22 protein-coding genes are annotated in these 25,281 nt (G+C 52.6%); 21 read left to right on the top strand and 1 reads right to left on the bottom strand.

Annotation, left to right across the window (positions count from 1 at the left end; genetic code table 11):
- The first annotated feature begins 200 nt into the window (after positions 1-200).
- From BN7444_RS06325 to BN7444_RS06415, 19 genes are all read left to right on the top strand, one after another.
- The gene (locus BN7444_RS06325; protein WP_068457301.1) at positions 201-455 is read left to right on the top strand and encodes a TM1266 family iron-only hydrogenase system putative regulator; all 255 of its coding nucleotides are present in this window, start codon (positions 201-203) and stop codon (positions 453-455) included.
- A complete protein-coding gene (hydE, locus tag BN7444_RS06330) occupies positions 452-1,498 on the top strand; it encodes a [FeFe] hydrogenase H-cluster radical SAM maturase HydE (protein WP_068457303.1) in 1,047 nt (348 codons plus the stop codon). The genes BN7444_RS06325 and hydE overlap by 4 nt, the downstream gene beginning before the upstream one ends.
- Positions 1,499-2,914, top strand: coding sequence for a [FeFe] hydrogenase H-cluster radical SAM maturase HydG (gene hydG, locus BN7444_RS06335; RefSeq protein WP_068457306.1), 1,416 nt, complete (start codon positions 1,499-1,501; stop codon positions 2,912-2,914).
- A 1-nt stretch (position 2,915) separates the two neighbouring features.
- Complete coding sequence (locus BN7444_RS06340) at positions 2,916-3,995, top strand: GTPase (protein WP_068457309.1); 1,080 nt, start codon at positions 2,916-2,918, stop codon at positions 3,993-3,995.
- 123 nt (positions 3,996-4,118) lie between these two features.
- Entirely contained in the window at positions 4,119-5,492 is a 1,374-nt protein-coding gene (gene glmU / locus BN7444_RS06345; RefSeq protein WP_068457312.1) for a bifunctional UDP-N-acetylglucosamine diphosphorylase/glucosamine-1-phosphate N-acetyltransferase GlmU, read from the top strand.
- Position 5,493: 1 nt separating this feature from the next.
- Complete coding sequence (locus BN7444_RS06350; RefSeq protein WP_068457315.1) at positions 5,494-6,450, top strand: ribose-phosphate diphosphokinase; 957 nt, start codon at positions 5,494-5,496, stop codon at positions 6,448-6,450.
- A gap of 1 nt (position 6,451) precedes the next feature.
- Complete coding sequence (pth, locus tag BN7444_RS06355; protein WP_068457322.1) at positions 6,452-7,012, top strand: aminoacyl-tRNA hydrolase; 561 nt, start codon at positions 6,452-6,454, stop codon at positions 7,010-7,012.
- Between the two features lie 36 nt (positions 7,013-7,048).
- A complete protein-coding gene (mfd, locus tag BN7444_RS06360) occupies positions 7,049-10,537 on the top strand; it encodes a transcription-repair coupling factor (RefSeq protein WP_068457325.1) in 3,489 nt (1,162 codons plus the stop codon).
- A gap of 50 nt (positions 10,538-10,587) precedes the next feature.
- Positions 10,588-11,640, top strand: a complete 1,053-nt coding sequence (locus BN7444_RS06365) for a peptidylprolyl isomerase (RefSeq protein WP_068458479.1) — start codon at positions 10,588-10,590, stop codon at positions 11,638-11,640.
- A 179-nt stretch (positions 11,641-11,819) separates the two neighbouring features.
- Positions 11,820-13,103, top strand: a complete 1,284-nt coding sequence (locus BN7444_RS06370; RefSeq protein ID WP_068457327.1) for a MazG nucleotide pyrophosphohydrolase domain-containing protein — start codon at positions 11,820-11,822, stop codon at positions 13,101-13,103.
- Between the two features lie 9 nt (positions 13,104-13,112).
- Positions 13,113-13,391 carry an HU family DNA-binding protein gene (locus BN7444_RS06375; protein WP_068457330.1) on the top strand — a complete coding sequence of 93 codons (279 nt, stop codon included), beginning with the start codon at positions 13,113-13,115 and terminating at the stop codon, positions 13,389-13,391.
- A gap of 40 nt (positions 13,392-13,431) precedes the next feature.
- A complete protein-coding gene (locus BN7444_RS06380) occupies positions 13,432-13,680 on the top strand; it encodes a S4 domain-containing protein (protein WP_068457332.1) in 249 nt (82 codons plus the stop codon).
- A gap of 45 nt (positions 13,681-13,725) precedes the next feature.
- Positions 13,726-14,055, top strand: coding sequence for an FtsB family cell division protein (locus BN7444_RS06385; protein ID WP_068457336.1), 330 nt, complete (start codon positions 13,726-13,728; stop codon positions 14,053-14,055).
- Between the two features lie 3 nt (positions 14,056-14,058).
- On the top strand, positions 14,059-14,469 hold the full coding sequence (locus BN7444_RS06390; protein WP_068457339.1) for a S1 RNA-binding domain-containing protein: 411 nt from the start codon (positions 14,059-14,061) through the stop codon (positions 14,467-14,469).
- Between the two features lie 48 nt (positions 14,470-14,517).
- Positions 14,518-15,798: a tRNA lysidine(34) synthetase TilS gene (tilS, locus tag BN7444_RS06395; protein ID WP_068457342.1), complete on the top strand. Its 1,281-nt coding sequence runs from the start codon at positions 14,518-14,520 to the stop codon at positions 15,796-15,798.
- Positions 15,759-16,322 carry a hypoxanthine phosphoribosyltransferase gene (gene hpt, locus BN7444_RS06400; protein ID WP_218016015.1) on the top strand — a complete coding sequence of 188 codons (564 nt, stop codon included), beginning with the start codon at positions 15,759-15,761 and terminating at the stop codon, positions 16,320-16,322. Before tilS ends, hpt begins: the two co-directional genes overlap by 40 nt.
- Before the next feature lie 53 nt (positions 16,323-16,375).
- Positions 16,376-18,280 (top strand): ATP-dependent zinc metalloprotease FtsH, encoded by a 1,905-nt coding sequence (gene ftsH, locus BN7444_RS06405; RefSeq protein WP_068457343.1) that lies wholly within the window; start codon positions 16,376-16,378, stop codon positions 18,278-18,280.
- 169 nt (positions 18,281-18,449) lie between these two features.
- Positions 18,450-19,271 (top strand): MIP/aquaporin family protein, encoded by an 822-nt coding sequence (locus BN7444_RS06410; protein ID WP_082941299.1) that lies wholly within the window; start codon positions 18,450-18,452, stop codon positions 19,269-19,271.
- 11 nt (positions 19,272-19,282) lie between these two features.
- Positions 19,283-20,335 (top strand): methyltransferase domain-containing protein, encoded by a 1,053-nt coding sequence (locus BN7444_RS06415; protein ID WP_068457345.1) that lies wholly within the window; start codon positions 19,283-19,285, stop codon positions 20,333-20,335.
- 103 nt (positions 20,336-20,438) lie between these two features.
- On the opposite strand, the gene BN7444_RS06420 is transcribed toward BN7444_RS06415, so the two are convergent.
- Entirely contained in the window at positions 20,439-23,312 is a 2,874-nt protein-coding gene (locus BN7444_RS06420; RefSeq protein WP_068457347.1) for an insulinase family protein, read from the bottom strand.
- Between the two features lie 144 nt (positions 23,313-23,456).
- On the opposite strand from BN7444_RS06420, the gene BN7444_RS06425 reads away from it, so the two are divergent.
- The gene (locus tag BN7444_RS06425) at positions 23,457-24,746 is read left to right on the top strand and encodes an NAD(P)H-dependent oxidoreductase (RefSeq protein ID WP_068457349.1); all 1,290 of its coding nucleotides are present in this window, start codon (positions 23,457-23,459) and stop codon (positions 24,744-24,746) included.
- A gap of 53 nt (positions 24,747-24,799) precedes the next feature.
- Positions 24,800-25,213, top strand: a complete 414-nt coding sequence (locus tag BN7444_RS06430) for an RrF2 family transcriptional regulator (RefSeq protein ID WP_068457351.1) — start codon at positions 24,800-24,802, stop codon at positions 25,211-25,213.
- Positions 25,214-25,281 lie beyond the last annotated feature (68 nt).

Consider the following 25,281-nt stretch of genomic DNA (forward strand, 5'->3'; position numbering starts at 1 on the left):
GTCGGAATTCTCCGGCTCTTTTTTTGTCGGGCGGGCTTTTTAAAACAAAATCGAAGAAAAAAAGGGAGCCGGTGAAAAAATTAACTTTTTTTCGTGACCCTTGCGGTTATGAATCCGAGCTGTGCTAAAATATAGCGGTACGATACAAAGAATTTCCTTTTCCGAGAGGTCCGCCCTTGAGGAAGAGGTTGGAGGTGTCTATGAACGAAAAATTGGGAATCATCGCCATTATCGTCGAAACCGGATCCGGTGATACGATTAAGAGCATTAACGAGCTTTTACACGAGGACCGGGACATTATTGTGGGACGATTAGGCATACCCTACCCGAAGCGCGGGCTGTCTTTGATCAGCATCGTCGTCGACGGCGAGCAGGATAAAATCAATGCCCTTTCAGGCAAACTCGGCATGCTCGGCGACGTCACTGTACGCACCACTCTTGCCGGCGATCTATGATCGAGACGATTTTTAAAAAGATCGACGAAGGCAGGGGTCTGGAACGAGAGGACCTGCGCTATCTGCTCGAAAACCGCGAGACGGTGGAGGAGGCGGTGTTTGAAAAGGCGAGAGCCATTACCGAGCGCCACTTTCACAAGAAGATTTACGTCCGCGGCTTAATCGAATTTACAAACTACTGTCATAACAATTGCTACTACTGCGGCATTCGTCGGGATAACGACGAAGTGGCTCGCTACCGTTTAACGACGGAAGAAATGGAGGCGGCCGTCACCGTGGGCGCTGAGGCGGGCTTTCAAACCTTCGTCCTGCAAGGGGGCGAGGACGCTTATTTTACCGACGAGCGGCTGGCGGATTGGCTGGAGCGAATCAAAAAGATTCAGCCGGGCTGTGCCATTACTCTGTCCGTAGGCGAGCGAAGCCGCCAAAGCTACGCGCGACTGAAAGAGGCGGGAGCCGATCGCTTTTTGCTGCGCCACGAAACCTACGACCCGAAGCATTACAAAAAGCTTCACCCGAAGGAAATGGATCGGGACAGGCGCCTGGCCTGCCTCTACGAATTAAAGGCCTTGGGCTATCAGGTGGGGAGCGGCTTTATGGTGGGCAGCCCTTACCAGAGCACGGAAAATTTGGTGGAGGATTTTATGTTCCTCCAAAAATTGCAGCCGGCCATGATCGGCATCGGCCCCTATGTGCGCCATCACGCCACGCCTTTTCGCGATTTCGAAAACGGCAGCGTGGAGCTCACGGCCATGTGCATCGCCATTTTGCGACTGCTTTTTCCCACGGCAAACATTCCGTCCACCACGGCCATGCAGACTTTGGCCGCCGACGGACGGAACCGCGGCATATTGGCCGGCGCCAATGTGTTTATGCCCAATCTGTCGCCGCCGAGGGTGCGTGAAAGCTACGCCCTTTACGACAACAAGGCGGCCTTCGCCTTGGAAGCGGCGGAAAACTTGCGGGATTTAAAGGCGCAGATCGCCGAACTGGGTTATGAAATTGTTATGAGTCGAGGGGATTTTACGGGAAGGGAGATATAAATGTACGACAAAATGTCCGCTAAGGCGGAGGATTTTATAAATCACGACGAAATTATGGCCACCTTGGAAGAGGCGAAGGCCAATCGCACCAATCGCGCCATGCAGGAAGCGATTTTGGAAAAGGGCCGCAAGATGAAGGGCCTGGACCACCGGGAAGCGGCGGTTCTTTTAATGACGGAGCTGGAGGATATTCGCGAATCCTTCCGCCAATTGGCGCGGGAGATCAAGAAAAAGTATTACGGCAATCGCATCGTGCTCTTCGCGCCTCTGTATTTGTCCAATTACTGCGTCAACGGCTGCGTCTATTGCCCCTATCACTACAAGAACAAGCACATCGACCGGGTGAAGCTGACTCAGGAACAGATAAAGAACGAAGTCATCGCCCTGCAGGATTTGGGGCACAAGCGATTGGCTCTGGAGCTCGGGGAAGATCCGGTGAACAATCCCATCGAATACGTCTTGGACAGCATTAAGACCATCTATTCCATTAAGCATAAAAACGGCGCCATTCGCCGGGTCAATGTAAACATCGCCGCCACCACCGTAGAAAATTACCGGAAGCTGAAGGAAGCGGAGATCGGCACTTATATACTCTTCCAGGAAACCTATCACAAGAAAAATTACGAAGCCCTGCACCCCACGGGACCGAAATCCAATTGGGCCTACCATACGGAAGCCATGGACCGGGCCATGGAAGGGGGCATCGACGACGTGGGCTTAGGCGTCTTGTATGGCCTGAACAATTATCCCTACGACTTTGTAGGGCAGCTCATGCACGCGGAACACCTGGAGGCCTACATGGGCGTGGGGCCCCACACCATTTCCATGCCGCGGATTCGTCCCGCCGACGACATCGACCCGGGAGAATTTGAAAACGGCGTGCCCGACGAGATTTTCGAAGACATTATCGCCCTGATCCGCGTCGCCGTTCCTTACACGGGGATGATTATATCCACCCGGGAAAGCCAGGAAATGCGGAAAACAGCATTGGAACTCGGCGTCTCTCAAATCAGCGGCGGCTCCAAGACTTCCGTAGGCGGCTACGACGAGTCGAAGGAAGAGGACAACTCCGCTCAATTCGACACCGACGACTGCCGCAGCTTAGATGAGGTCATTCACTGGCTGCTGGATCTGGGTTATCTGCCCAGCTTCTGCACGGCCTGCTATCGGGCGGGGCGCACCGGGGAAACCTTTATGGAAGAAGTGAAGAGCTTCCAAATCGCCAAATTCTGTCAGCCTAACGCCATTATGACTCTGCAGGAATACCTCTCCGACTACGCCGCCGACTCCACACGCAAATTAGGGGAAGAAAAAATCGTCGACTTTTTAAAGGACGTGGAGCGCGACGATTTAAGAGAAAAGGCAGCGGAATACGTGAAGCGTATTCAAGGCGGCGAGCGGGACTTCAGGTTTTAATATGGATACGCAAAAAGGATTGCGCCTGCACATCGCCATTTTCGGAAAGACTAATAGCGGCAAAAGCACCTTAATGAACCTGCTCACGGAGCAGGAAGCTTCCATGGTGTCGCCCAAGGCGGGTACCACCACGGACCCGGTATATAAGAACATGGAAGTGGACGGCCTGGGCCCGGTGACCTTTATCGACACGGCGGGCACGGCCGATGAGACGGAGTTGGGAGATGCCCGCATGGCCCGCACGGTGAAAGTGGTGGATGAAATCGACGGCGCCATTTTTATCGGCGAGGTGGAAGATGCCATTGCGGAGCCGGTGGCGAAGAAAAACATTCCCGTCTTGAAACTGTCCCGCCCATTTCCCGAGCGGGATGAGATTTTAAAAGCCCTCGCCGACTTGTTAAAGGAAAAAAGGAAGGCCCCGGGCCTTTTCGACGGCATGGCCGCAGAGGGCGGCCATCTGCTCCTCGTCATGCCACAAGACGCGTCGGCGCCGAAGGGACGGCTGATCCTGCCTCAAGTTCAGGCATTAAGAGAGGTCATCGACAAGGGTCTTACGGCGACGATTTGCGATTTAAACACCATGGACACGGCTCTCGCGAAATTGGCGAAGGCGCCGGATTGGATCGTCACCGACTCCCAGGTCTTTTCGGAAGTCTACGAAAAGAAACCGGCGGCATCGAAGATAACCTCCTTCTCCATTTTGTTCGCCCGGGCCAAGGGAGACATGGACGCCATGATGGAGGGGGCGAAGACCCTGCGCCATCTGCCGGGGGATGCGAAGATTCTTATGGCGGAAGCTTGTACCCACGCGCCTAAGGAGGAAGATATCGGCCGGGTGAAAATTCCCGTCATGCTGCGAAAAAAATTAGGAGACGGGATCACCGTGGACTTTACCCGCGGGCTGAGCTTTCCCGAAAATATCGGCGATTACGATCTGATCATTATGTGCGGCAGCTGCATGTTTCAGCGGCCGGTGGTGCAGGCACGGGTGGGGAAAGCCAAGGAGAAAAACGTCCCCGTCACCAATTACGGCCTGGTCATCGCCGAGGCCAAGGGCATATTGGATAAAATCGATTTGTAAAAAGTTCGAATAAAAAACCGGCGGTGAGCGCGGCGCTCGCCGCTTCTTTATGCTAAGAAATGTTGAGAGAAATTGCCGCGTTCGTTATAATAGATTGGAGAACGTTACGAGTGAGGTGTAAGCGTGAATGTATCAATTATTTTAGCAGCAGGGGAAGGCACGCGGATGAAATCCGACATGCCCAAGGTGCTGCATAAAGTTGCGGGCAAAGCCATATTGAGTTATGTGGTGGACAACTGCACGGCCAATGCGATGGACAAAAATGTCGTCATCGTCGGGCATAAAAAAGACGACGTCATCGAGTATTTTAAAGATGCGCCGCTGAAGTTTATCGAGCAGAAAGTAGGAGAGGGCATTCCCTACGGCACGGGCTATGCCGTGGCATGTGCCATAGGTGAATTTTCCGACGAAGACATGGTCTATATTTTGACCGGGGACACGCCCCTGTTCAAGGAAAAGACCATCGCCAAGTTTATGGACTATGCACAAAGCCACGATTTCGACGCCTGCGTCTTAACCGCCGTGGTCAGCGATCCCTTCGGCTACGGCCGCATCATTCGGGGACAGGACTCCACCATCGCCGGCATCGTGGAAGAAAAAGACGCCACGGACAAGGAAAAGGCCATTACGGAAGTTAACACGGGAATCTTCGCCTTTAAGGGCCGGGCATTAAAAGAAAATATCGGCAATTTAAGCGCGAACAACAAGCAGAGCGAACTTTACTTAACCGACGTGATTCAAATGCTCAACGACAAGGGCAAGAAAATCGGCGGCTTCACCATGTGCGATGAAGAGGAAATGCTGGGGATCAACTCCCGAGTGCAATTGGCCGCCTGCGAAAAGATTATGCGCCGCCGCATTAACCGATACCATATGGACAACGGCGTGACCTTTACGGACCAAGATGCCACCTTAATCGATTTCGACGTGGAAATCGGCAGAGACACGATTTTAGGCCCGAACGTTCACCTGGAAGGCAAGACCACCGTCGGCGAGGGCTGTGTGATTCGAGGAGAGTCCAGAATCGTCGACAGCACCGTGGCAGACGAGGTCACCATCGAGTCTTCGGTGATCGAACAATCACAAGTGGGCCGCGGCGTGACCATGGGCCCCTTCGCCCATCTGCGCCCCAACAGCGTCTTGGAAGAAAATGTACACATCGGCAATTTCGTCGAAGTCAAAAATTCCCACATCGGCAAGGGATCGAAGGCGGGACATTTGGCTTACATCGGCGACGGCGACGTGGGAGAGAACGTCAATATCAGCTGCGGCGTGATTTTCTGTAATTACAACGGCAGAAAGAAATTCCGCACCACCGTAGGCGATAACGCCTTTATCGGATCCAATGTGAATCTGGTGGCGCCGATCACCATCGGCGAAGGCGCCTTTATCGCCGCCGGCAGCACCATTTCAAAAAATGTGGACGATGAAAACTTGGCAGTAGAAAGAAGTGAACAGAAGATGATTGCCGGTTGGAACCGGAGAAAGGACAGCTAGTATGAAACACAATGGTGAAGTCGTCATTATTTCGGGAAACTCCAATCGCGCCTTGGTGGATAAAATCTGCGATGAATTAGGCATCGACGAAAGCGCCTGCGAGGTCAAACATTTTTCCGACGGAGAGATTGCTATCGACATTATGGATTCGGTTCGCGGAAGAGATGTCTTTGTTATTCAACCGACCTCCGGCCCCGTCAACGATCATTTAATGGAGCTGTTGATTTTAATCGACGCCTTGAAACGGGCCTCTGCGGGACGCATTAACGCCGTCGTTCCCTATTACGGCTACGCCCGCCAAGACAGAAAAGTGCGCGCGAGAGAGCCGATTACGGCAAAGCTCGTCGCCAATTTAATCACCGTCAGCGGCGCCGACCGCGTCATCTGCATGGACTTGCACGCCGGACAAATTCAAGGCTACTTCGACATTCCCGTCGACCACTTAACCGCCGTGCCCTATCTGGCGAAATACTTTAAAAACCACATCGACACGGACAATATTGTGGCCGTGAGCCCGGACTTGGGTGGCGTGACCCGCACGCGGAAATTCGCCGAAGAATTAAACGGCGCGCCCATTGCCATTATCGAAAAGAGACGGCCCAAGGCCAATGAAAATGTGGTCATGAACGTCATCGGCTCCATCGAAGGCAAAGACTGCATTCTCGTCGACGACATTATCGACACGGCGGGCACGGTCTGCAAGGCCGCCGAAGCCTTAAGAAACCACGGCGCTAAGCGGATCTTCGGCTGCGCCACTCACGGCGTCCTTTCCGGCCCCGCCATTGAGCGCATCGACAATTCCATTATGGAACGCTTCGTCATTACCGACACCATCGACCTGCCCGAGGAAAAACACATCGACAAAATCGACGTGGTTTCCGTGGCGCCCATTCTCGCCAGTGCCATTCGCCGGGTCAATACCGACCGTTCCATCAGCAAAATTTTCGAAGAAGTGTAATATGCTTATCGTCGGTTTAGGCAATCCGGGAGATCGTTACAAAAACACCCGGCACAATGTGGGCTTTATGGCCGTGGATGCCATTGCCGATGCTTTAAATATTCCCGTGAGCACCATTAAATTCAAGGGACTTTACGGGGAGGGACGCGCCTTTGGAAAGAAGGTGCGTCTTTTAAAGCCCACCACTTATATGAACGAGTCCGGCCAATCGGTGCGGGCATGTATGGATTATTTTAAAATCGAGCCGGAAGAGGTGCTGGTTTTAGTCGACGACATCGATATCGCCTTCGGCACTATCCGCCTCAGAAAATCGGGAAGCGCCGGCACCCATAACGGATTGAAGTCCATTATTTATCAGCTGCAGTCCGATCAATTTCCCCGCTTGAAAATCGCCGTGGGAAAGAAAAATCCCCACATGGACTTGGCCAGTTTCGTCCTCAGCACCTTTACGGATGAGGAAGTAAAAACCATGGACGAGACCATTGAAAAGGCGAAGGACGCCGCCCTGCTCTTTTTAAAAAGCGGGCTGGACGAGGCCATGAATACCTATAACGGAAAGTAGAAAGCAGCTCGCGGGAGCTGCTTTTTAGGAGGCAAGATGACGCGTATTTACAATGAGCTTTTTTTAAAAGACCCGGCCTTTCGGCAAATCTTGGAAGGCATCGGGGACAAGGAAATGCCCATCGGCTGTTACGGTTTGGCGGAGCCCGCCATTGCCCCTGCCGTGGAGACCATTTACCGAGATCAAAAGCGGCCCGTTCTTCTGGTCACTTACGATATGGCTCGGGCGAAGAAATTGGCGGAAGACTTGTCTTACTACGCGGAAGACGGCGTCTGTCTGCTGCAGCCCCGGGAGCTTTTCTTCTTTCAGCGGGACGCGGGGAGCAACGAGCTTTTAAGCGCCCGCCTCAGAGCCATGAACGCCATGCTTAAGGGCGAGGCGAAATTTGTGGTGACCACGCCGGAAGCCTTAGGCGGCATTTTTCTCGAGCCCTCTTACTTAAAAGCCGCATCCTTTTCTCTGAAATTAGGGGATGTGGTGGAAACCGACGCTTTGATCCAAAAGCTGCTGGCCTCGGGCTATCGGCGCGTGGATTTCGTCGAAGGCATGGGCCAATTTTCCATACGCGGCGGCATTATCGACATCTACACGCCGGACACCTATCCCTACCGTGTGGAACTCTTCGACGTGGAAGTGGACTCCATTCGCCGCTTCGATCCCTACACCCAGCGTTCCGTGGAAGATGTGGATGGGGCGGATATTTTCCCCGTTCACGACGTGATCTTCGACGAGGACTTGCGGGAAATGATCGCCGCGGCCCTGGAAAAAGATTTAAAGAAGACAAAAAATTTAAGCCGCGTGTCCAAAGAGCGGGCGGAGGAAAAATTTCTGCCCCTGGTGGAAAGATTAAGGGACGGGTCCTTCCTGTCCCACACGGACCTTCTCTTGCCCTACATTCCCGACGAGGCCCGGGCGTCGATTATCGACTACTTTACGGAGCCGCCCATCGTCTTTTTAGACGAGCCGCGGCGAATGAGGGAAGTGGCGCAGAAGCAGGAGCTCTCCTTGGCGGACACATTGAGCGATCTCGCCGAGGCCGGGGAGCTTCTAAAGGCCCATTTGTCCATTCAGGTGGATTACGATGCCATCGCCGAGGGTTTAAAATCACGGGATCTGATCCTTTCCAGCTACATCGTGCGGGCAAGCAACGACATGCCGGTGAAGCGCATCGCCAATTTCAATATCAAGACCGTCACCAGTTTCGGCGGACGGCTGCGCTTTTTTAAAGAAGAGATACGCCGCTACCTGGACAGGGACTACTCCGTCGTTCTCTTAGGCGGCAGCGAAGAAAAGACCCTGCGTCTGAAAGATACCCTGCGGGACATGGGCTTCGACCCCGTGCTTCTTAGCGAAAACTTAATGCCCGCTCAGATACAATACGATTCGGGCCACGTGCACGGCGGCTTCGAAATGGAAGAAGCCCGTTTCGTCCTGTTAAACGCCACGGAAATCTTCGGCGAGACGAAGAAAAAGAAGCGGCGCCGCAAGAAAAAAGACGTCATCGATTTGGCGAGTCTTTCCGTCGGCGATTACGTGGTTCACGAAATGCACGGCATCGGAAAATTTATGGGCACGACGAATCTGGAGGTCCAGGGTATTCAGCGGGACTACATTACCCTGCTCTATCAGGGCGGGGACAAGCTCTTTCTGCCCATGGATCAAATGGCGCTGATTCACCGCTACATCGCTACCGACGACGGACCGGTGAAGGTGAACCGCCTGAACACCCAGACCTGGAAAAACACCAAGGCCAAGGCCAAGCGCAGCGTGGAAGAGATGGCGGAAGATTTAATTCGCCTCTACGCCAAGCGGGAAGACGTGACGGGCTACGCCTTTACGGAAGATCAGCCCTGGCAGAAAGATTTCGAAGACGCCTTTCAGTACGACGAAACGGAAGGGCAGCTAGAGGCGGCGGAAGAGATTAAGAAGGATATGGAAGAGGCCAAACCCATGGACCGGCTCCTCTGCGCCGACGTGGGCTACGGCAAGACGGAGGTGGCCTTGAGAGCGGCCTTTAAGACGGTCCTCGACGGGAAGCAGGTGGTCTTCCTCGTGCCCACCACCATCCTCGCTCAGCAACACTACAACACCATGCGTGAGCGCTTCGCCCACTTTCCCGTGGACCTGGCCCTATTGTCCCGCTTCCGCTCGAAAAAAGAGCAGGAGAAGGATCTGGAAGGGCTGCGCATCGGTTCCGTGGACATCGTCGTGGGCACCCATCGCCTCTTGTCCAAAGACGTGAAGTTTAAAGACCTGGGCCTTTTGATCATCGACGAAGAGCAGCGCTTCGGCGTGCGGCACAAGGAGCGGCTGAAGCTCTTAAAAGAAAATGTGGACACATTGACCCTGACGGCGACGCCGATCCCCAGGACCCTGCAAATGTCTTTGGCGGGCATTCGGGATATGTCTGTCATCGACGAGCCCCCCGGGGAGCGCTTCCCGGTACAGACCTATGTGGTAGAGTACAACCCCATGATGATTCGCGAAGCCATTTTAAAGGAGCTGGAGAGAGGCGGACAGGTTTACTTCGTCTACAATCGGGTGCGGACCATGGAAAAAATGTTGAGCGATCTGCAGGAGCTGGTGCCCGAGGCGCGCTTCGCCATGGCCAACGGCCAAATGGGCGAGCGGGAGCTGGAAAACACCATGCTTCAGTTTTATAACAGAGACATCGACGTGCTTCTCTGCTCCACCATTATCGAAACGGGGATGGACGTGTCCAATGCCAATACCATGATCGTGTGGGAGGCGAACCGCCTCGGCCTGTCTCAGCTCTACCAGCTGCGGGGACGCATCGGCAGGAGCAATCGCATCGCCTACGCCTACTTTACCTACAAGCGGGATGCGAGTATTTCCGAGGTGGCGGAGAAACGTCTCGCCGCCATTCGCGAATTTACGGAATTCGGCAGCGGCTACAAAATCGCCATGCGGGATTTGGAAATTCGCGGCTCGGGAAATATTTTAGGCGAAAGCCAACACGGCCACATGAACGCCATCGGCTACGATCTCTATATTAAGTTCTTGAAGCAGGCCGTGCGCCGCGCCAAGGGCGAGGAGGATGTGGAGGAAGCGGATACGTCCCTGGACGTGCTCATCGACTCCTACATTCCCAAAAGCTATATTAAAGACGAGACTCAGCGTATGGAAATGTATCGGAAGATCGCCGTCATCACCGACGACGAGGACGAGAGGGACGTCATCGACGAGCTCATCGACCGCTTCGGCGATCCGCCAAAGGCGGTACTGCAGCTCATCCACCTGTCCAAGATTCGCCACATGGCCTCCACCCTGCAAGTGGAAACCATTCAGCAAAAGGGCGACGACTACACCTTCTATTTCGTCAAAGGCTACGAATTGGATCTGTCCCTCTTAAACGAACTGACCAGCGTCTTCGGCAAGCGATTGGTCTTTTCCATGGCGGGGGAATACAGCATTCGGCTCACAGCGGAAAAAAATGCACTGGATGAAGTTGAAAAAGTCCTGGATCTTATGAAAGTACACAAATTAAACACACGCAAGGAATAGTTTCTTTGTTATAATGAACAGAAAGTATTGTGAAGAAAGAAAGGAACATTATGACTATTAAGCATACTATGAAAAAAATCGGCGTCGTCTGCTTGGCAGCATCGGTTCTCTTAACCGGTTGCGGCAAAAAAGATGTAGCAGCCACGGTAAACGGCAAGGATATTTCCATCGAAGATTACGAACGGGAATACAAGATGCAGGCCCAACAAGCCATGGCTCAATACGGTGAAGACTTCTTGACCCAAAAGACCCAAGACGGCAAGCAAACCATGGGCGAAATGATGCGTCAAAACACATTGGACAATTTGGTTCGCTTTGAAATCTATAAGCAAGATGCCGAAAGCAAGGGCATTAAGATTTCCGACAAAGACGTGGATGCCGAATTCGATAAGATGGTCAAGATGTACGGCGGCGAAGAAAAATTACAAGCAGCCCTGAAGGAAAACAACCTGACCGAAGAAAAGATGAAGGAATACACGAAGACCAACCTTCTCATGCAACAGTACCAAGAAAAAATGATGAAGGAAATGGAACCGAAGGAAGAAGAACTGAAGAAGTACTACGACGAGCACAAGGACGAATTTAAAACGGCGGAAGCCAGCCACATCCTGGTCAAGACCAAAGAAGAAGCCGAAGCCATTAAGAAGGAATTGGACGGCGGCGCCGACTTTGCGAAGCTGGCCAAGGAAAAGAGCTTGGACACCGGCTCCGCTGAAAACGGCGGCTCCTTAGGTCAATTTACCCCGGGCCAAATGGTGAAGGAATTCGACGAAAAAGTCTTCTCCATGAAACCCGGCGAAATCTCCGATCCCGTGAAGACCCAATTCGGCTACCACATCATTAAGCTGGAAAAAATCTCCGACGACTTCAACAGCGCCAAGGACGCCGTAAAAGAAGCGGTGATTCGCGAAAAGTTTAAGGAATACAACGACAAGCTGGAAAAGAGCGCCAAGGTCAAACGCCTGGTAAACACGGCGAAGGATATTCCCGTGGAACCCATCAAGGTCACCAAGTCCAAAGACGAAGGCAAGGATAAAGCCAACGCACAAGCAAAGAATGCTCAAGAACAAAACGCGGCAAACAAGAAGGAAGAAAAGAAATAAGTCCCTTACGACGATAAAACAGCCTATGCAATATAGGCTGTTTTTTCATGTCAGCATGTTTTTTCAGGAAACGGCAGGGGGATTCGGCGATAAACGGCTAAATTCGGCTGAAAATTGCTTTTTTAACTAGACAAAGGCCGCCGCGAATAGTACAATAACTAGGGTAAAAGGGGGACGTCATGGGAAAGTTACGAATTGTCGGTCTCGGTCCGACCAATGAAAAAGACCTGACGGTGAAAGCACTGGAGGCCATTCACGACGAATCGAAAAAATTTCTCAGGACGGAAGCACACGACGCAGTCGCGTATTTTCACTCCCACCACATTCCTTACCAATCTTATGATTATCTGTACGAATCCGAGGACGACTTCGATTCCATTTACCGCGCCATTTGCGAGGACTTAATGGAACGGTCCCGGGACGAGGACATTACTTACTTCGTACCCGGTCATCCCCTCATCGCGGAAAAAACCGTGATCTACTTGCTGGAAAAAGATCCCGCCATCGAAATCGTCGACGGCTTGAGCTTTATCGAACCGGTTCTGGCTTCAGTGAAGCGAGATCCTATCGACGGCATGAAGATCATCAACGGAGACGATTTTTCCGATCTGGATCTGGATATGCACGTGGACACCATCGTGACCCAAGTGTACAATCAGCGGATCGTGCGGGAATTAAAACTGGCCCTGTCCGAGCTTTACGGCGACGAGCACGAGGTGTTCGTTCTGTCCCATGCGGGACACGAGGAGAAGGCTTTTTTCGAGAAGCGGCCCGTCTATCTGTTGGATCGCTTCGACGACTACGGCTACGAAACCAGCCTGTTCGTTCCGAAGACAGAGGAGCATGGGGACGTAAGGGATATAGTAAGACTGATTCGACGGCTTCGCGGCCCCGAGGGTTGCCCTTGGGACGGGAAACAAACCCATGAAAGTATGAAAGCCCACTTAATCGAAGAAGCTTACGAGGCGGCCTACGCCATCGACTGCAAGGATGATTTCGCCATGGAAGAAGAACTGGGCGACGTCCTTTTTCAAGTTATCTTTCACGCCGAATTGGCGGCGCAAGAAGGAACCTTTACCTTGGCGAGTCTCGTCCGGGTGTTGGTAGATAAAATGATTCGGCGCCATCCCCACGTCTTTCAAAACGGCGTCAGTGATTGGGAGGGCATCAAATCAGCGGAACGCGGCAGCCAAAGGCTATCGCAAAAACTTCGTCACTACGACGGTTTGCCGGCCCTCATGCGGGGACAAAAGACGATCCGCCTCACAGAGAGTGATCTTCTTATCTCCGAGGCGACGGCAGACATGGACGAAGATTCACGTCGCATTGCGCAAGGACTTATCGACGTATTGACCGACGCGGAAAACTGCGGAATCGATGCGGAAAGCTTGCTTGCGACGACGATGGCTCGATTCACCGACCTTCTTTCCGAGAAGGAAAGAAGCGAACACGAAAATCTTTAGGAGGACATTATGAACAAATCTGAACTTATTTCCAATATCGCTGAAAAAAGCAATTTATCCAAGAAAGATGCTGAAAACGCATTAAACGCATTCTTAAGCACCATCGAAGAAAGCTTAGCTAAAGACGAAAAAGTCCAATTAGTCGGCTTCGGTACCTTCGAAGTCCGCGACCGCAAGGCCCGCGAAGGCAGAAACCCGAGAAATCCTGAAGAAGTTATTAAGATCCCCGCATCGAAGGCTCCGGTCTTCCGCGCAGGTAAGGCTTTAAAAGAATCCGTTAACAAGTAATTCGAGGGCTCGCAAGAGCCCTTTTTTTAAAGGGGAATTTATGCGCATCGACAAGTATTTGAAAAACGCAAGAATCATTAAAAGGCGCACCGTGGCCAAGGAAGCCTGCGACGGCGGCCGGGTGAGCATTAACGGAAAGACCGCCAAGGCCGGAGACGAGGTAGTCGTCGGCGATGTGGTCACCGTGCAATTCGGCAACCGCAGCCAAAAGGTGCGTGTTCTGGACATTAAGGACAATGTGCAGAAAAAAGGCGCCGAAGATCTGTACGAAATCCTTCTCGATGATTGAAAAGATAGGCGAAACGTGCGATACTAGTATTATCGAGGTGAGTGTATGGCAAAGGGAAGAAAAATTCACAGAGTACCCGTTCAAACGGCCCGTTGGGCGATAATCGCCGTGGCCGTCCTTTGCGTTGCCATCATTTTCAGAACGTGGAAAGAGACTCGCCAAAAAGAAGCATTGATGCATGAAAACAGAAAGAAAATCGAAGCCCGTTCCAAGGAAATAAAAGCCACGGGCGCCGCCATTCGCAACAGCGACAGCATGGAGTTTGCGGAAAAGGTGGCCCGGGAAGATTTAGGCATGGTCAAGCCGAGAGAAGTTATTTACGTGGACAAAGAGAAGGAACGGGCGGGCGAAACCAACGAGGAGGATTCAAGGTAATTTATGGCAATCGAAGTAGGAGCTATTTTAGACGGCGTCGTCACGGGCATCGTGAAATTCGGTGCCTTCGTTCAATTGGACGAAGATCACAACGGCCTGGTACATATTTCGGAAATATCCGATGAATACGTGAAGGAAGTGTCCGATCATTTAACCACGGGGCAAAAGGTCAAGGTCAAGGTGATCACCATGGATGACGGCGGAAAAATCGCCTTAAGCATGAAGCAGGCCCAGCCCAAGACGGAACAGAAAAAGCCCACGCCTCAGGCGGTTCAATTAAACAGAGAAGTCCATAAATCCGATGCGTCCAGCTTCGACGACATGTTGAGCAAATTCATGAAAGTCAGCAATGAAAAGATTGAGAGCGCGAAACAGCGTCGCAATGTGAGACAAGGTAAGACGAAGAGAAGATAAAGCAAGCGTCGCCGAGCGACGCTCTTTTTTTGAACGGAGGCCTTTGCGATGGTTCCATTCGACGACATCATCCATAGGGACAGCCACGTCCTCGTGGCTCTATCCGGCGGGCCGGATTCCATGTATCTGCTCTATTTGCTGAAGGCCTATAAGGAGAAGGTGCCCTTTGATTTAAGGGCCGCCCATTTGCATCACGGACTCAGGGAGACGGCGGACAGAGATCAGGCCTTCGTCGAGGCCGTTTGCAGGGAGTGGGGCGTGCCCCTGGTCGCGGAAAGAGCCGACGTAATCGCCTATGCCCGGGAAAACAAATTGGGCACGGAAGAAGCGGGTCGGATCTTGCGCTACGACTTCTTCAGACGCAACAAAGCGCCCGGCGGGCTCATCGCCCTGGCCCATCACTTGGACGATCAGGTGGAGACCATGCTCCTGCGGCTGATCCGCGGCACCGGCCTTCGGGGCATGGAGGGCATGAAAGTGCTGGAAGGGGATCTGTTTCGGCCCCTGCTCTCTCTCACGAAAGAGGAGATCGTGGCGGCACTGGAGGAAGACCACATTCCCTATGTGGTGGACGAGACGAATCTAGAGCCGAACTATTCCAGAAACCGGGTGCGACTCAAGATGGTCCCCGAAGCCGAGGCCATTAATCCCGGCTTTCGTCGGGCCATGGCAAATTTTCGGACCATGGCGGAAGAAGACGAGGGCTACTTGTCACGAGAGGCCGAGAAGCTTTACCGGGCCCTGGTCCGGGAATCGCCTTTGGGCGTGAGCATCGACGAGGAAATTTTTTCCGCACCCGACGCCCTGCGCCGGCGGGTCTTTCGCATGGCCGTCGAAAGCATCAAGGGCCATGTAAAAAATATCGGCTACGAACATATCTTGTCCATCGACGAATTAAACGAGGCACAGACGGGCAAGGGCCTGGACCTTCCCGGCCTGCGGGTGGCGCGGAGCTACGACAAAATTATTTTTTCCCCGCCCCCTGCAGGGACGGAGTCTATTGATGATGTAAGCTTAATCGACGGCGAGGCGGAATTTATGGGCCACCGCTTTTACCTGGGCGAGGGCGAGGATTTTATCTACGTGAAGGATCCTTCCCGCGTGATCATTCGCACTCGCAGGCCCGGGGATGTGATCCGATTAAAGGTCGGCCGCAAAAAATTAAAAGATGTTTTTATCGACGCAAAAATCAATCGCAAGCTGCGAGACAGCTGGCCCGTCGTCGCGGAAGGCGACGAAGTGATTTGGATCGTCGGTTTGAGAAAAGCCTATAGGCAGGAGGAAAAATCATGGCAGAAACTCGCGTGGATTCCATCGAAAGAGATGTAGCGGAAGTTTTAATTTCCAAAGAAGAGATACAAGAAGCCGTTGAACGGATCGGCCGCGCCGTCACCGAGGATTTTCGCGGAACAAATCTTATCGTCATCGGCATTTTAAAGGGCGCCTTCGCCTTTATGGCGGATTTGATTCAGGCCATCGACCTGCCTATGGAAATCGACTTTATGGACGTTTCCAGTTACGGCACGTCCACCACATCCAGCGGCGAGGTGCGGATCTTAAAAGACCTTTCCACCACCGTGGAAGGAAAGTCGGTCCTCATCGTGGAAGACATTGTGGACACGGGCCTCACCTTAAGCTATTTGACGAAGGTCATGGAAAGCCGCGGGGTAAAGGACGTGGCCATCGCCACCCTCCTTACCAAGCCCTCCCGTCGGGAACGGGCGGTGAATGTGGATTACGTGGGCTACGAAGTAGAGGATAAATTCGTCGTGGGCTACGGCATCGACTTTGCGGAAAAATACAGAAACCTGCCCTATGTCGGCGTATTAAAGCCGGAGGTTTACGAGAAATAAGACGTAAAAATATGGTATACTGAAGAACACGACAGAAGAGGAGGTTATGTATATTGAATAGAAGATGGAGCGGCGTCGCCTTTTATCTAGTGCTTCTCGGCATGCTGATTTTCGGCATATACTTTATGAATCCGTCCCAACGGGCCACGGAGGAGATCAGCTACACGAAGCTTGTGGAAATGATTCGAAAGGATCAAATAAAATCCATCGACCTAAAAGGTTCGGAAGCTCTGGTAACGAAAAAAAATAAAGACGTAGTTCGGACGGACATCCCGCCCATTATCGGTGATTCTTTTTATGAACAGTATTTAAGAGAGCCGGTGGAGCGCGGCGATATCGCCCTGTCCTCTACGCCTGCAAATAATCAAGCCCCTTCTTTGACCAGTTATCTGCCCACTTTCGTGGTCATGATCTTTATGGGCTATCTGTTCTTCAGCTTTATGCGATCCCAGCAAGGAGCCGGCGGCCGCATGATGAATTTCGGCAAGAGCAAGGCCCGGGTCATGGAAGACGAAGAAAATAAAATCACATTTAAAGACGTGGCGGGCCTGAAAGAAGAAAAGGAAGAACTTTCCGAAATTGTCGACTTTTTAAAGAGCCCGAACAAATTCGTCTCCATGGGCGCCCGCATACCCAAAGGGGTGCTTCTGGTGGGGCCGCCGGGAACGGGGAAGACCTATCTTTCCAAATCCGTGGCAGGCGAGGCGAAGGTGCCCTTTTACATTATGAGCGGTTCGGATTTCGTGGAAATGTACGTGGGCGTCGGCGCCAGCCGAGTGCGGGATCTTTTTGAAACGGCAAAAAACAACGCCCCCTGCATTATCTTCATCGACGAAATCGACGCCGTGGGACGCAGACGGGGCGCTGGCCTCGGCGGCGGCCACGACGAGCGGGAACAAACCTTAAATCAACTGCTCGTGGAAATGGACGGCTTCGGCACCAATGAAGGGGTCATCGTCATGGCGGCTACCAACCGTGCCGACATTTTGGACCCGGCGCTCCTACGCCCGGGTCGGTTCGACCGACAAATTTACGTGGGCCTTCCCGACGTGCGGGCGCGAAAAGAAATTTTGGAACTTCACGGCAAGAAAAAGCCCATGGCCGATGACGTGGATATGTCCGTGGTGGCCAAGCGCACCGCGGGCTTTACCCCGGCGGATCTGGAAAATTTAATGAACGAGTCGGCCCTTTTGGCGGCTCGCGCCAATTTACGAAAGATCCCCATGGACATCGTCAACGAAGCCAGCATTAAAGTGGTGGCAGGTCCCGAAAAGACCAGCGCCGTCATTAAAGAAAAAGAGCGCAAGCTTACGGCGGTTCACGAAGCGGGACATGCCGTGGTCTCCCGCCTCTTGCCGGGATTTGATTCGGTGCACATGATCACCATCATTCCCCGCGGTCGAGCCGGCGGCTTTACGGCCTTTTTGCCCGACGACGACATTATGCACTTTACCACGAAGACGGAGATGCAGAATGAGTTGGTGAGCCTCTTAGGGGGCCGCGTAGCGGAAGATTTGGTTTTAGGCGATATCTCCACCGGCGCATCCAACGACATCGAGCGGGCCACGAAGCTCGCCCGTGAAATGGTCACCACCTATGGCATGAGCGAAAAGATCGGCACCCTGACCTACGGCAGCGATTCCGATTCGGTCTTCGTCGCTCGCGACATGAGTCATACCAAGGATTATTCCGAAGAAGTGGCGGCGGAAATCGACGAAGAAATGCGCCGCTTTGTGGGAGAAGCTTACAACAGGGCAAAGACCCTTTTGAAAGAAAACATGGACACTCTGCTCCGCGTCTCCGACGCCCTCTTGGACAGAGAGACCATTAGCGGCAAGGAATTCGAAGCTATCTTTAACGGCGAGAGCCTTTCCGAAGATCCCCTGGGAACCGGGGAGCACATCGAAAAGGACGATCTGTCCGAAGAAGCCAGCGAAGCCTTAAAAGAAGATAAGTAAAGGAAAGCACTGAGCACGGGCTCGGTGCTTTTTTAATGAAGACGGCTATAGAAAAACGGAGGTAAAAAACATTCTCTATAGTAAAATCGAATAGATATCTATGTTCATTGACAGGCATTTACTCCAAAGGATAAACTGACATTGAATATATTATCCAGAAGGAGGAAATATGAACGACGTAGTTAAATCGGAGCCTAAAGTGTGGATGCACTCGATTATGGGCGAGGTCATCGGCACTTTTCTTATGTGCTTTTTCGGCATCGGTGCCGTGGCCACGGCGACTTTGTACGGCGCCCACACCGGCCCCTTCCAGGTAGGTATGATTTGGGGGCTCGCCATCGCCATCGGCATCTATGCCACGAGAAATTTATCCGCCGCCCACTTTAATCCGGCGGTGACCTTGGCCATGTGCCTCAGCGGCCGTTGCGCGTGGAAAAATTTCCCCGTGTACCTTTGCGGCCAAATGATCGGCGCCCTCTTAGCCGGCTTGGCCCTGTGGATTTTCTTTAAAGACAGCGTGCAAGCGGCTCTCGTCGCTGACAATTTGACCATGAGCGTGGCCAGCGGCCCCTCGAGCATCTGGTGCGAAGTCTTCCCCAACACGGCGAAAGGCGTGATCACACCGGGCGTCGCCGCTTTTGCGGAAGGTCTCGGCGTCTTTATTCTGGTCATTATTATTTTCTCCATGACCGAAGGCTGCAATCTGGGCCGCCCCAGCGACGATCTTTTCCCCCTGTTTATCGGGCTCACTATCTCTTGCCTTATCGGCACCATCGGCCCCATGACCAATGCGGGCTTAAATCCCGCCCGTGACTTGGGCCCCCGCATCGTCGGCTACCTGGTCGGCTTTAAAGCCGTAGCCTTTTCACCGCAGGTTCTTTTGGTCTACACCCTGGGTCCCTGTGTGGGAAGCGCCCTGGCGGCTTTGGTCTTTACGAAAGTCATCGAACCCTTACAACAATCGAAATCAAATAATAATTGCTGCTGCTAAAGGAGAGTAACATGGATATTCGCGAAGAAGTCAAAAAATATTATTCGGAAGTCACCGGTGAAAAAGAAGGCCAAATGGAAACCAATATTTGCTCCTGCGCCCTGGACAATATGCCGGAACACTTGCAAGTGATCAGAGAACAAATTCCCGACGAAATCATTACCCGTTTCTACGGCTGCGGCTCCCCCATTCCTCCGGCTCTGGAAGGTTGCACCGTCTTGGACTTGGGCTGCGGCACGGGCCTTGATGTGTATATGGTTTCCAAGCTCGTGGGCGAAAAGGGCAAGGTCATCGGCCTGGACATGAACGACGATCAATTGGCCATCGCCAAAGCCCATCAAGACGAAATGGCGAAAAAATTCGGCTACAAGGAATCGAATGTCACCTTCGTCAAAGGCTATATCGAAGACTTACAATCCGCCGGCATCGAAGACGAAAGCGTCGATGTGGTTATTTCCAACTGCGTCATCAATCTGTCCCCCTACAAGGAAGCGGTATTCAGCGAAATTTTCCGCGTGCTGAAAAAAGGCGGCGAGCTCTACTTCTCGGACATTTTCGCCGATCGCCGCATGCCGAAGGAATTGGAAGATCACCCCGTCCTTCGCGGCGAATGCATCGGAGGGGCCATGTATGTGGAAGATTTCCGCCGGCTCATGCGCAAGGTAGGCTGGGAAGATTTCCGCTACATGTCTTCTTCAAAAGCGGCCGTGGACAATCCGGAAATTGAAAAATTAACCGGCAATATCGGCTTTACCTCCCGCACCATTCGGGCCATGAAGTTGCCTGACTTCCTGGAAGACATTTGCGAGCAATACGGCCAATTTATTATTTACAAAGGCGGCATCATCGGCAACGAATTTGCCTTTGACTTAGACGATCACCACCACTTCGAAAAGGATCTGCCCGCGTCGGTTTGCGGCAACACCTGTGCCATGATTCAGCAAACCCGCTTCGGCAAATACTTCGAAGTCATCGGCGATCGCTCCCGACACTTTGGCCCCTTCGAAGGCTGCTCCACCTCGCCTTCCGTGGATTCGGAAAGCGCAGGCGGCTGCTGCTGTTAATGACGAAAAGAAGCTCTTGGGGGCTTCTTTTTTTGCGCAGATATTCGGGCGTGAAAAAGCCCCGCCATCTCTCTTGGAGGTCGGGGCTTTGATATTCATCGAATTATCGGTTTAAGCTTTCGTAGCGGTCGAAGGCGGCCGTTTCTTTTAAGGCGGCCTCGGATCCCATGGCCACCAGTTGATCTTCGCCCATAAGGGCGTCCATCATGTCGCCGTAGCCCTTTAAATCCGCTACAGTGGTCTTTAGAGCCTCTTCGCGCAACGATTCGATCTCGGCTCTGCTCGTGCCGTTTAAGAAGCGCTTAAAGTCCATGAGGCCGTAAGAGGGGGGCGCCATGTGGGGATCGAAGACGTTCATGACGCCGATGATCATATCCGCCAGGTCCCGATGAGACAGCTCCAGGGAGCGAAGAAAATCGCCGATGCCGTCGTAGGCGGCGATGGTTTCCTTTACGTGGGGATCCCGATAGGAGTAGGTGGCCACATTGCCGCTTTTGGCGATGCGAATGCCGGCACCGTAGGCGCCGCCTTTGGCGCGAATTTCCCGGTGCAGATAGAGATTGCTGATCACATTGGCCAGCACCGCCATGTCGCCGGTGTAGCTTTTGCCCAGGTCTTTAAAGCTGCCGCCCTTGGCGATGTAATTGACCTGAGAATTTAAGGTGAAGGCCTCTTTTACCTTTTCGGGCGTAAAGGCCGGGGAATAATCTTCGGCACCGATGAGGCCAAAGGATTGAATCAGGGGAGAAAGGGCATCTTCCGCCTCGTCCAAATCCTCTTCTTCCGCGATGAGATTTAATGTGAGTCGATCTTTGGCGAATAATTTCTTTGCCACGGCTCCAAGCTTTTCGCCCACGGCCGCGTAATTCTTTTCGTCGACGAGATCGCAGACGAAGTCGAAGAAGGCGAGGCCGTTCATGATATCGTCTACATAAGCGCCTTCGCTGAAGTGGGTGCGCACGCGATTGGAGACGATACTGTGGCCCGACTGCAAGAGGGTGTTGGCGATGTCCGCCTTGAGCCCTTCCAGAATCGTCTTAAGCCTGTTTACGTCAGCCAGGCGGCTGTCGTGAAGGATTTCATCCAGCACGGCGTAGCCCCGATCGATCTGCCGGGGCAGGGCGCCGGTGGCGATAAAGAAGTAGGGGGCATAGCCCGCTTTCGTCTCTTCCACCGGGGTGTCGAAGGTAAAGCCGCCGCCGGAGAGGAAGATTTCCGTTTCCAGAGCTGCCTCGTCGTAATTTTTCGTAGCGACTTTGGTCAATACTTCCCCTAACAAGGAGGCGTAGGCCAATTCCTCTTCCGTCAAATGGCCCATGTGGAAGGCCAAATTGGTATAGACGATGCCGTTGGTGTTCAGAGGGTTTTTCGTCAAAGTAACGCCGTCTTTTTCTGCGACGTCGCGGGGGATGTCCGTGATGCCGTCGGCCAGGTCCTCGAGATCCAGCTTGGGGATCGTGGCCTTAGCCTCGGCGGAATCCGGCGCCATTTGATAATCCCGCAGCTCTTGGACCAGGGCTTCGATTTCTTTTTTCTCCTCAAGGGACAATGCGGCGAGATCCGCCTTTTGTTTAGCGGCCAGGGCCTCGTCTTCTCTCTTTTGCTTGCCTTTCTCCGGCGCCACATTCATAAAGAGGCGATGGGTCGGCTCTAAGAAGAATTCCCGGATCTTTTCCTGATAGTAATCCGTGCCGATCTTCTCACGCATTTTATTTAATAGAGGCAGCACTTCCAAGCCGTCCAAGGGGCTTTGGCCGTAGAGCCAGGTGTTTAAGGCGCCGATGTAGGAGATGAGATCGGCGTGGCTGCCGCCGCCGCGGCGAACGGTGAATTCAAATTTTTCCAGGGTCGCTTCCAAAAGAGCCTCGTCCATGCCCTCATCGGCCAAGCGGTTTAAGGTATCGTTGACGATGGATTTAAAATCCTCGTAGCGAGCCCCGTCGGCGCGGTAGGCCACCAAGGTGAAGTCCCAGGTATTGGATACGGAAAGCTCCGAATACACGTCTTCGCCGATGCCTGCATCCTGTAGGGGCTTTTTCAAGAGGCCGTTTTCCGATTCGACGAAAAGCTCTTGAAAGAAACTGCGTAGCAAAAGATCCTCCGGCGTGGGATTTTCCTTGGCGCAAAGGGAGAAGGCGAAGTAATTCTTCCCGGCGGGATCTTCCTCTTCGCTTAAATCGTAGCTGTCGTGAAATTCCTTGGGCGTATCGAAAAAGGGATGGCCCACGATGTCAGAGGCAGGATCCGCGTAGTCGAAGCGGCTTAAATATTCTTTGTCTAAATAACTCAGGCGCTCGTCGAAATCCAAATCTCCGGCGAGAAGGATGTAGCTGTTGGAGGGGTGGTAGTAGCGATCGTGGAAAGCCAAAAAGGCGTCGTAAGTTAAATCGGGAATGTTTTTCGGATTGCCGCCGGAATCGTGGGAATAGGTGCCTGAGGGGTGAAGCCTTTCCCGAATCATGTCGCTGATGCGATTGTTGGGATCGGAATAGACCCCCTTCATTTCGTTAAAGACCACGCCGTTTGCCACGAGGCGGTCGTCTTGAATCTCCGGATGCCAGCCTTCCTGATAAAAAATCTTGGGATTTTCCACCATGGCCGGGTAAAAGACCGAGTCGAGATAGACGTCCATCAGCTGGCAGAAGTCCTTGTCGTTCCTGGAGCTGATGGGGTAGAGAGTCTTGTCGGGATAAGTCATGGCGTTTAAAAAAGTTTGCACGCTGGATGCCACCATATCCATGAAAGGCTCCTTCGTCTTGTACTTCCGCGAGCCCGACAAGGTGGAGTGCTCCACAATGTGGGCGACGCCGGTGGAATCTTCCGGCGGCGTCTTAAAGCCGATGGCGAAGGTCTTGTTGTGGTTTTTATTGTCGATTAGGAGGATCTGCGCCCCCGTTCGATTATGTTTTAAAAGAGAAACCTCGCCGTGTAATTCGTCGATGCTTCGCTTTTCGATTAATGTATAGTTTTTGTTCATAAATTCACTCCTATCCTACTCATTCATACCCTTTGGCGTCCATGAAAATCAAAAAAAGCGTTAAGATTCGCCCCTAGAGGGCCGGGGCTTTCACCGACACGGAAAATGTATGCTATAATTCTAAAGAATGATTGGAGGACAAATATGAAATTGCAAAAAGATTTGTCTATCCACGGCCCCATACGCATCGCCGTCGTCGGCGCCGGCCTTATGGGATCGGGATTAGTTGCACAATTAAAAAGTATTAAAAATATAGATGTCATTCTTTGGTCGTCCAGAGGCGAAGAAGCCCTTTTGGACAAGGCGAAGGACGTGGGCTTAAAAGAGGATGCCTACGGATTTACCTCGGAAGAAGAGGCGGCGCGAGGGCTGCTCAAAGAAGGCAAGATGGTTCTCACTACGAACAACGCACTGGCATGGGAGCTGGAGGATGTGGATGCTATTTGCGACTGCACCGGCAATACGGAGGCAGGCGCTCAGTTAAACGAAAACGGATTGAACGCGGGCAAGCACATCATCAGCTTTAATGTGGAATGCGACGTGCTCCTCGGGCCCTATTTCTTAAAGAAAGCAGAGGAGAAAGGCCTATGCTACACGGGCACGGCGGGGGACGAGCCCGGCGCCATTATGGAGCTTTACAATTTCGCCGAATTTTTAGGCTTCCGCGTCGTCGCCGCCGGCAAGGGAAAGAACAATCCCATGAATGTGGAAGCGACGCCCGAGGCCTTAAAGGACGAGGCGGAGAAGAAGGGCGTCAGCCCCCGCATGCTCACTTCTTTCGTCGACGCTACCAATACCATGATCGAGCTCAATTCCGTGGCCAATGCCACGGGCCTTTTGCCCGACGAAGGCGGCTGCGTGGGCATACACGCCGACATCAAGGAGCTTAACAAAAAGCTTTTGACCAAGGACATGGGTGGGGAGATGAACCGCAGGGGCACGGTGAATTTCGTTCACGGCATCGCCCCCGGCGTCTTCGTCTCCGTGGAATGCGACGAGCCGGTGATTCAAAGGGAAATGCCCTATCTTTCCATGGGCGACGGACCCAATTACATTTTGTACCGGCCTTATCACCTGACGAATATCGAAACCCCTTTGACAATTGCAAAAGCCGTTTTGTATAATGAAGCCACCATCGCCCCGGAGAAGGGCTATGTAGCCCACACCGTCGCCGTGGCGAAGAAAGATATGGAGGCGGGGGATCCCGTTCAAGGCATCGGATCCGACACCGCCTACGGCACATTGGTGGAGGCGGATCGCACTTACGACGAAAATCTCCTTCCCATCGGCCTACTCGTCGGCGAGGCGAAACTTCGTCGCCCGGTGAAGAAGGGTCAGATGCTTCGTTTGGAAGACGTGGCATTGGACGAAGGGTCTCTGCTGGTAAAATTATTTATGCAGGAACATTGTAGGTTTTACACTTTACCCGAATAAATAAATATGTTAGAATACCTTATCTAGATAAATTTGAGGGAGGATGTGAGGCATTGAAGCTGACACAGGAAATTGATTATGCCTTTCGTATTATCGCCCACCTGGCGGCTCACGAAGGGCAGGTCGTCGGAGCACCGATTATTGCCGAGACCATGGGCATCCCTTCCAGGTTTACATTGCGTATTCTTCGCAAGCTGAACTTAGGCGGGTTGACGAAATCCCGTCGTGGTGCAAAGGGCGGCTACATTCTTAACCGTCCGGCAGAATCCATATCGCTGTACGATATTATTCTGGCCATCGACGGTCCCATCGAGTTGAATCGTTGTTTACACTCAAATGACCCTTATTGCAACCGCTTTAACACAAAACAAATTGCCGGGTGTAAATTCCACCAAAGCATTCACGGTTTGCAAAATGACGTCATCAATCAACTGGAGAACATGAAAATTACAGATTATATCGATTAATGGAAGCCGAAGATTTTCATTCCCTATTCACAGAGAGGCACGTGAGCTGAGAGGTGCCAATACAGTGA

Origin of the sequence: Peptoniphilus pacaensis, assembly GCF_900088125.1 — a bacterium.
GTDB lineage: Bacteria > Bacillota > Clostridia > Tissierellales > Peptoniphilaceae > Aedoeadaptatus > Aedoeadaptatus pacaensis.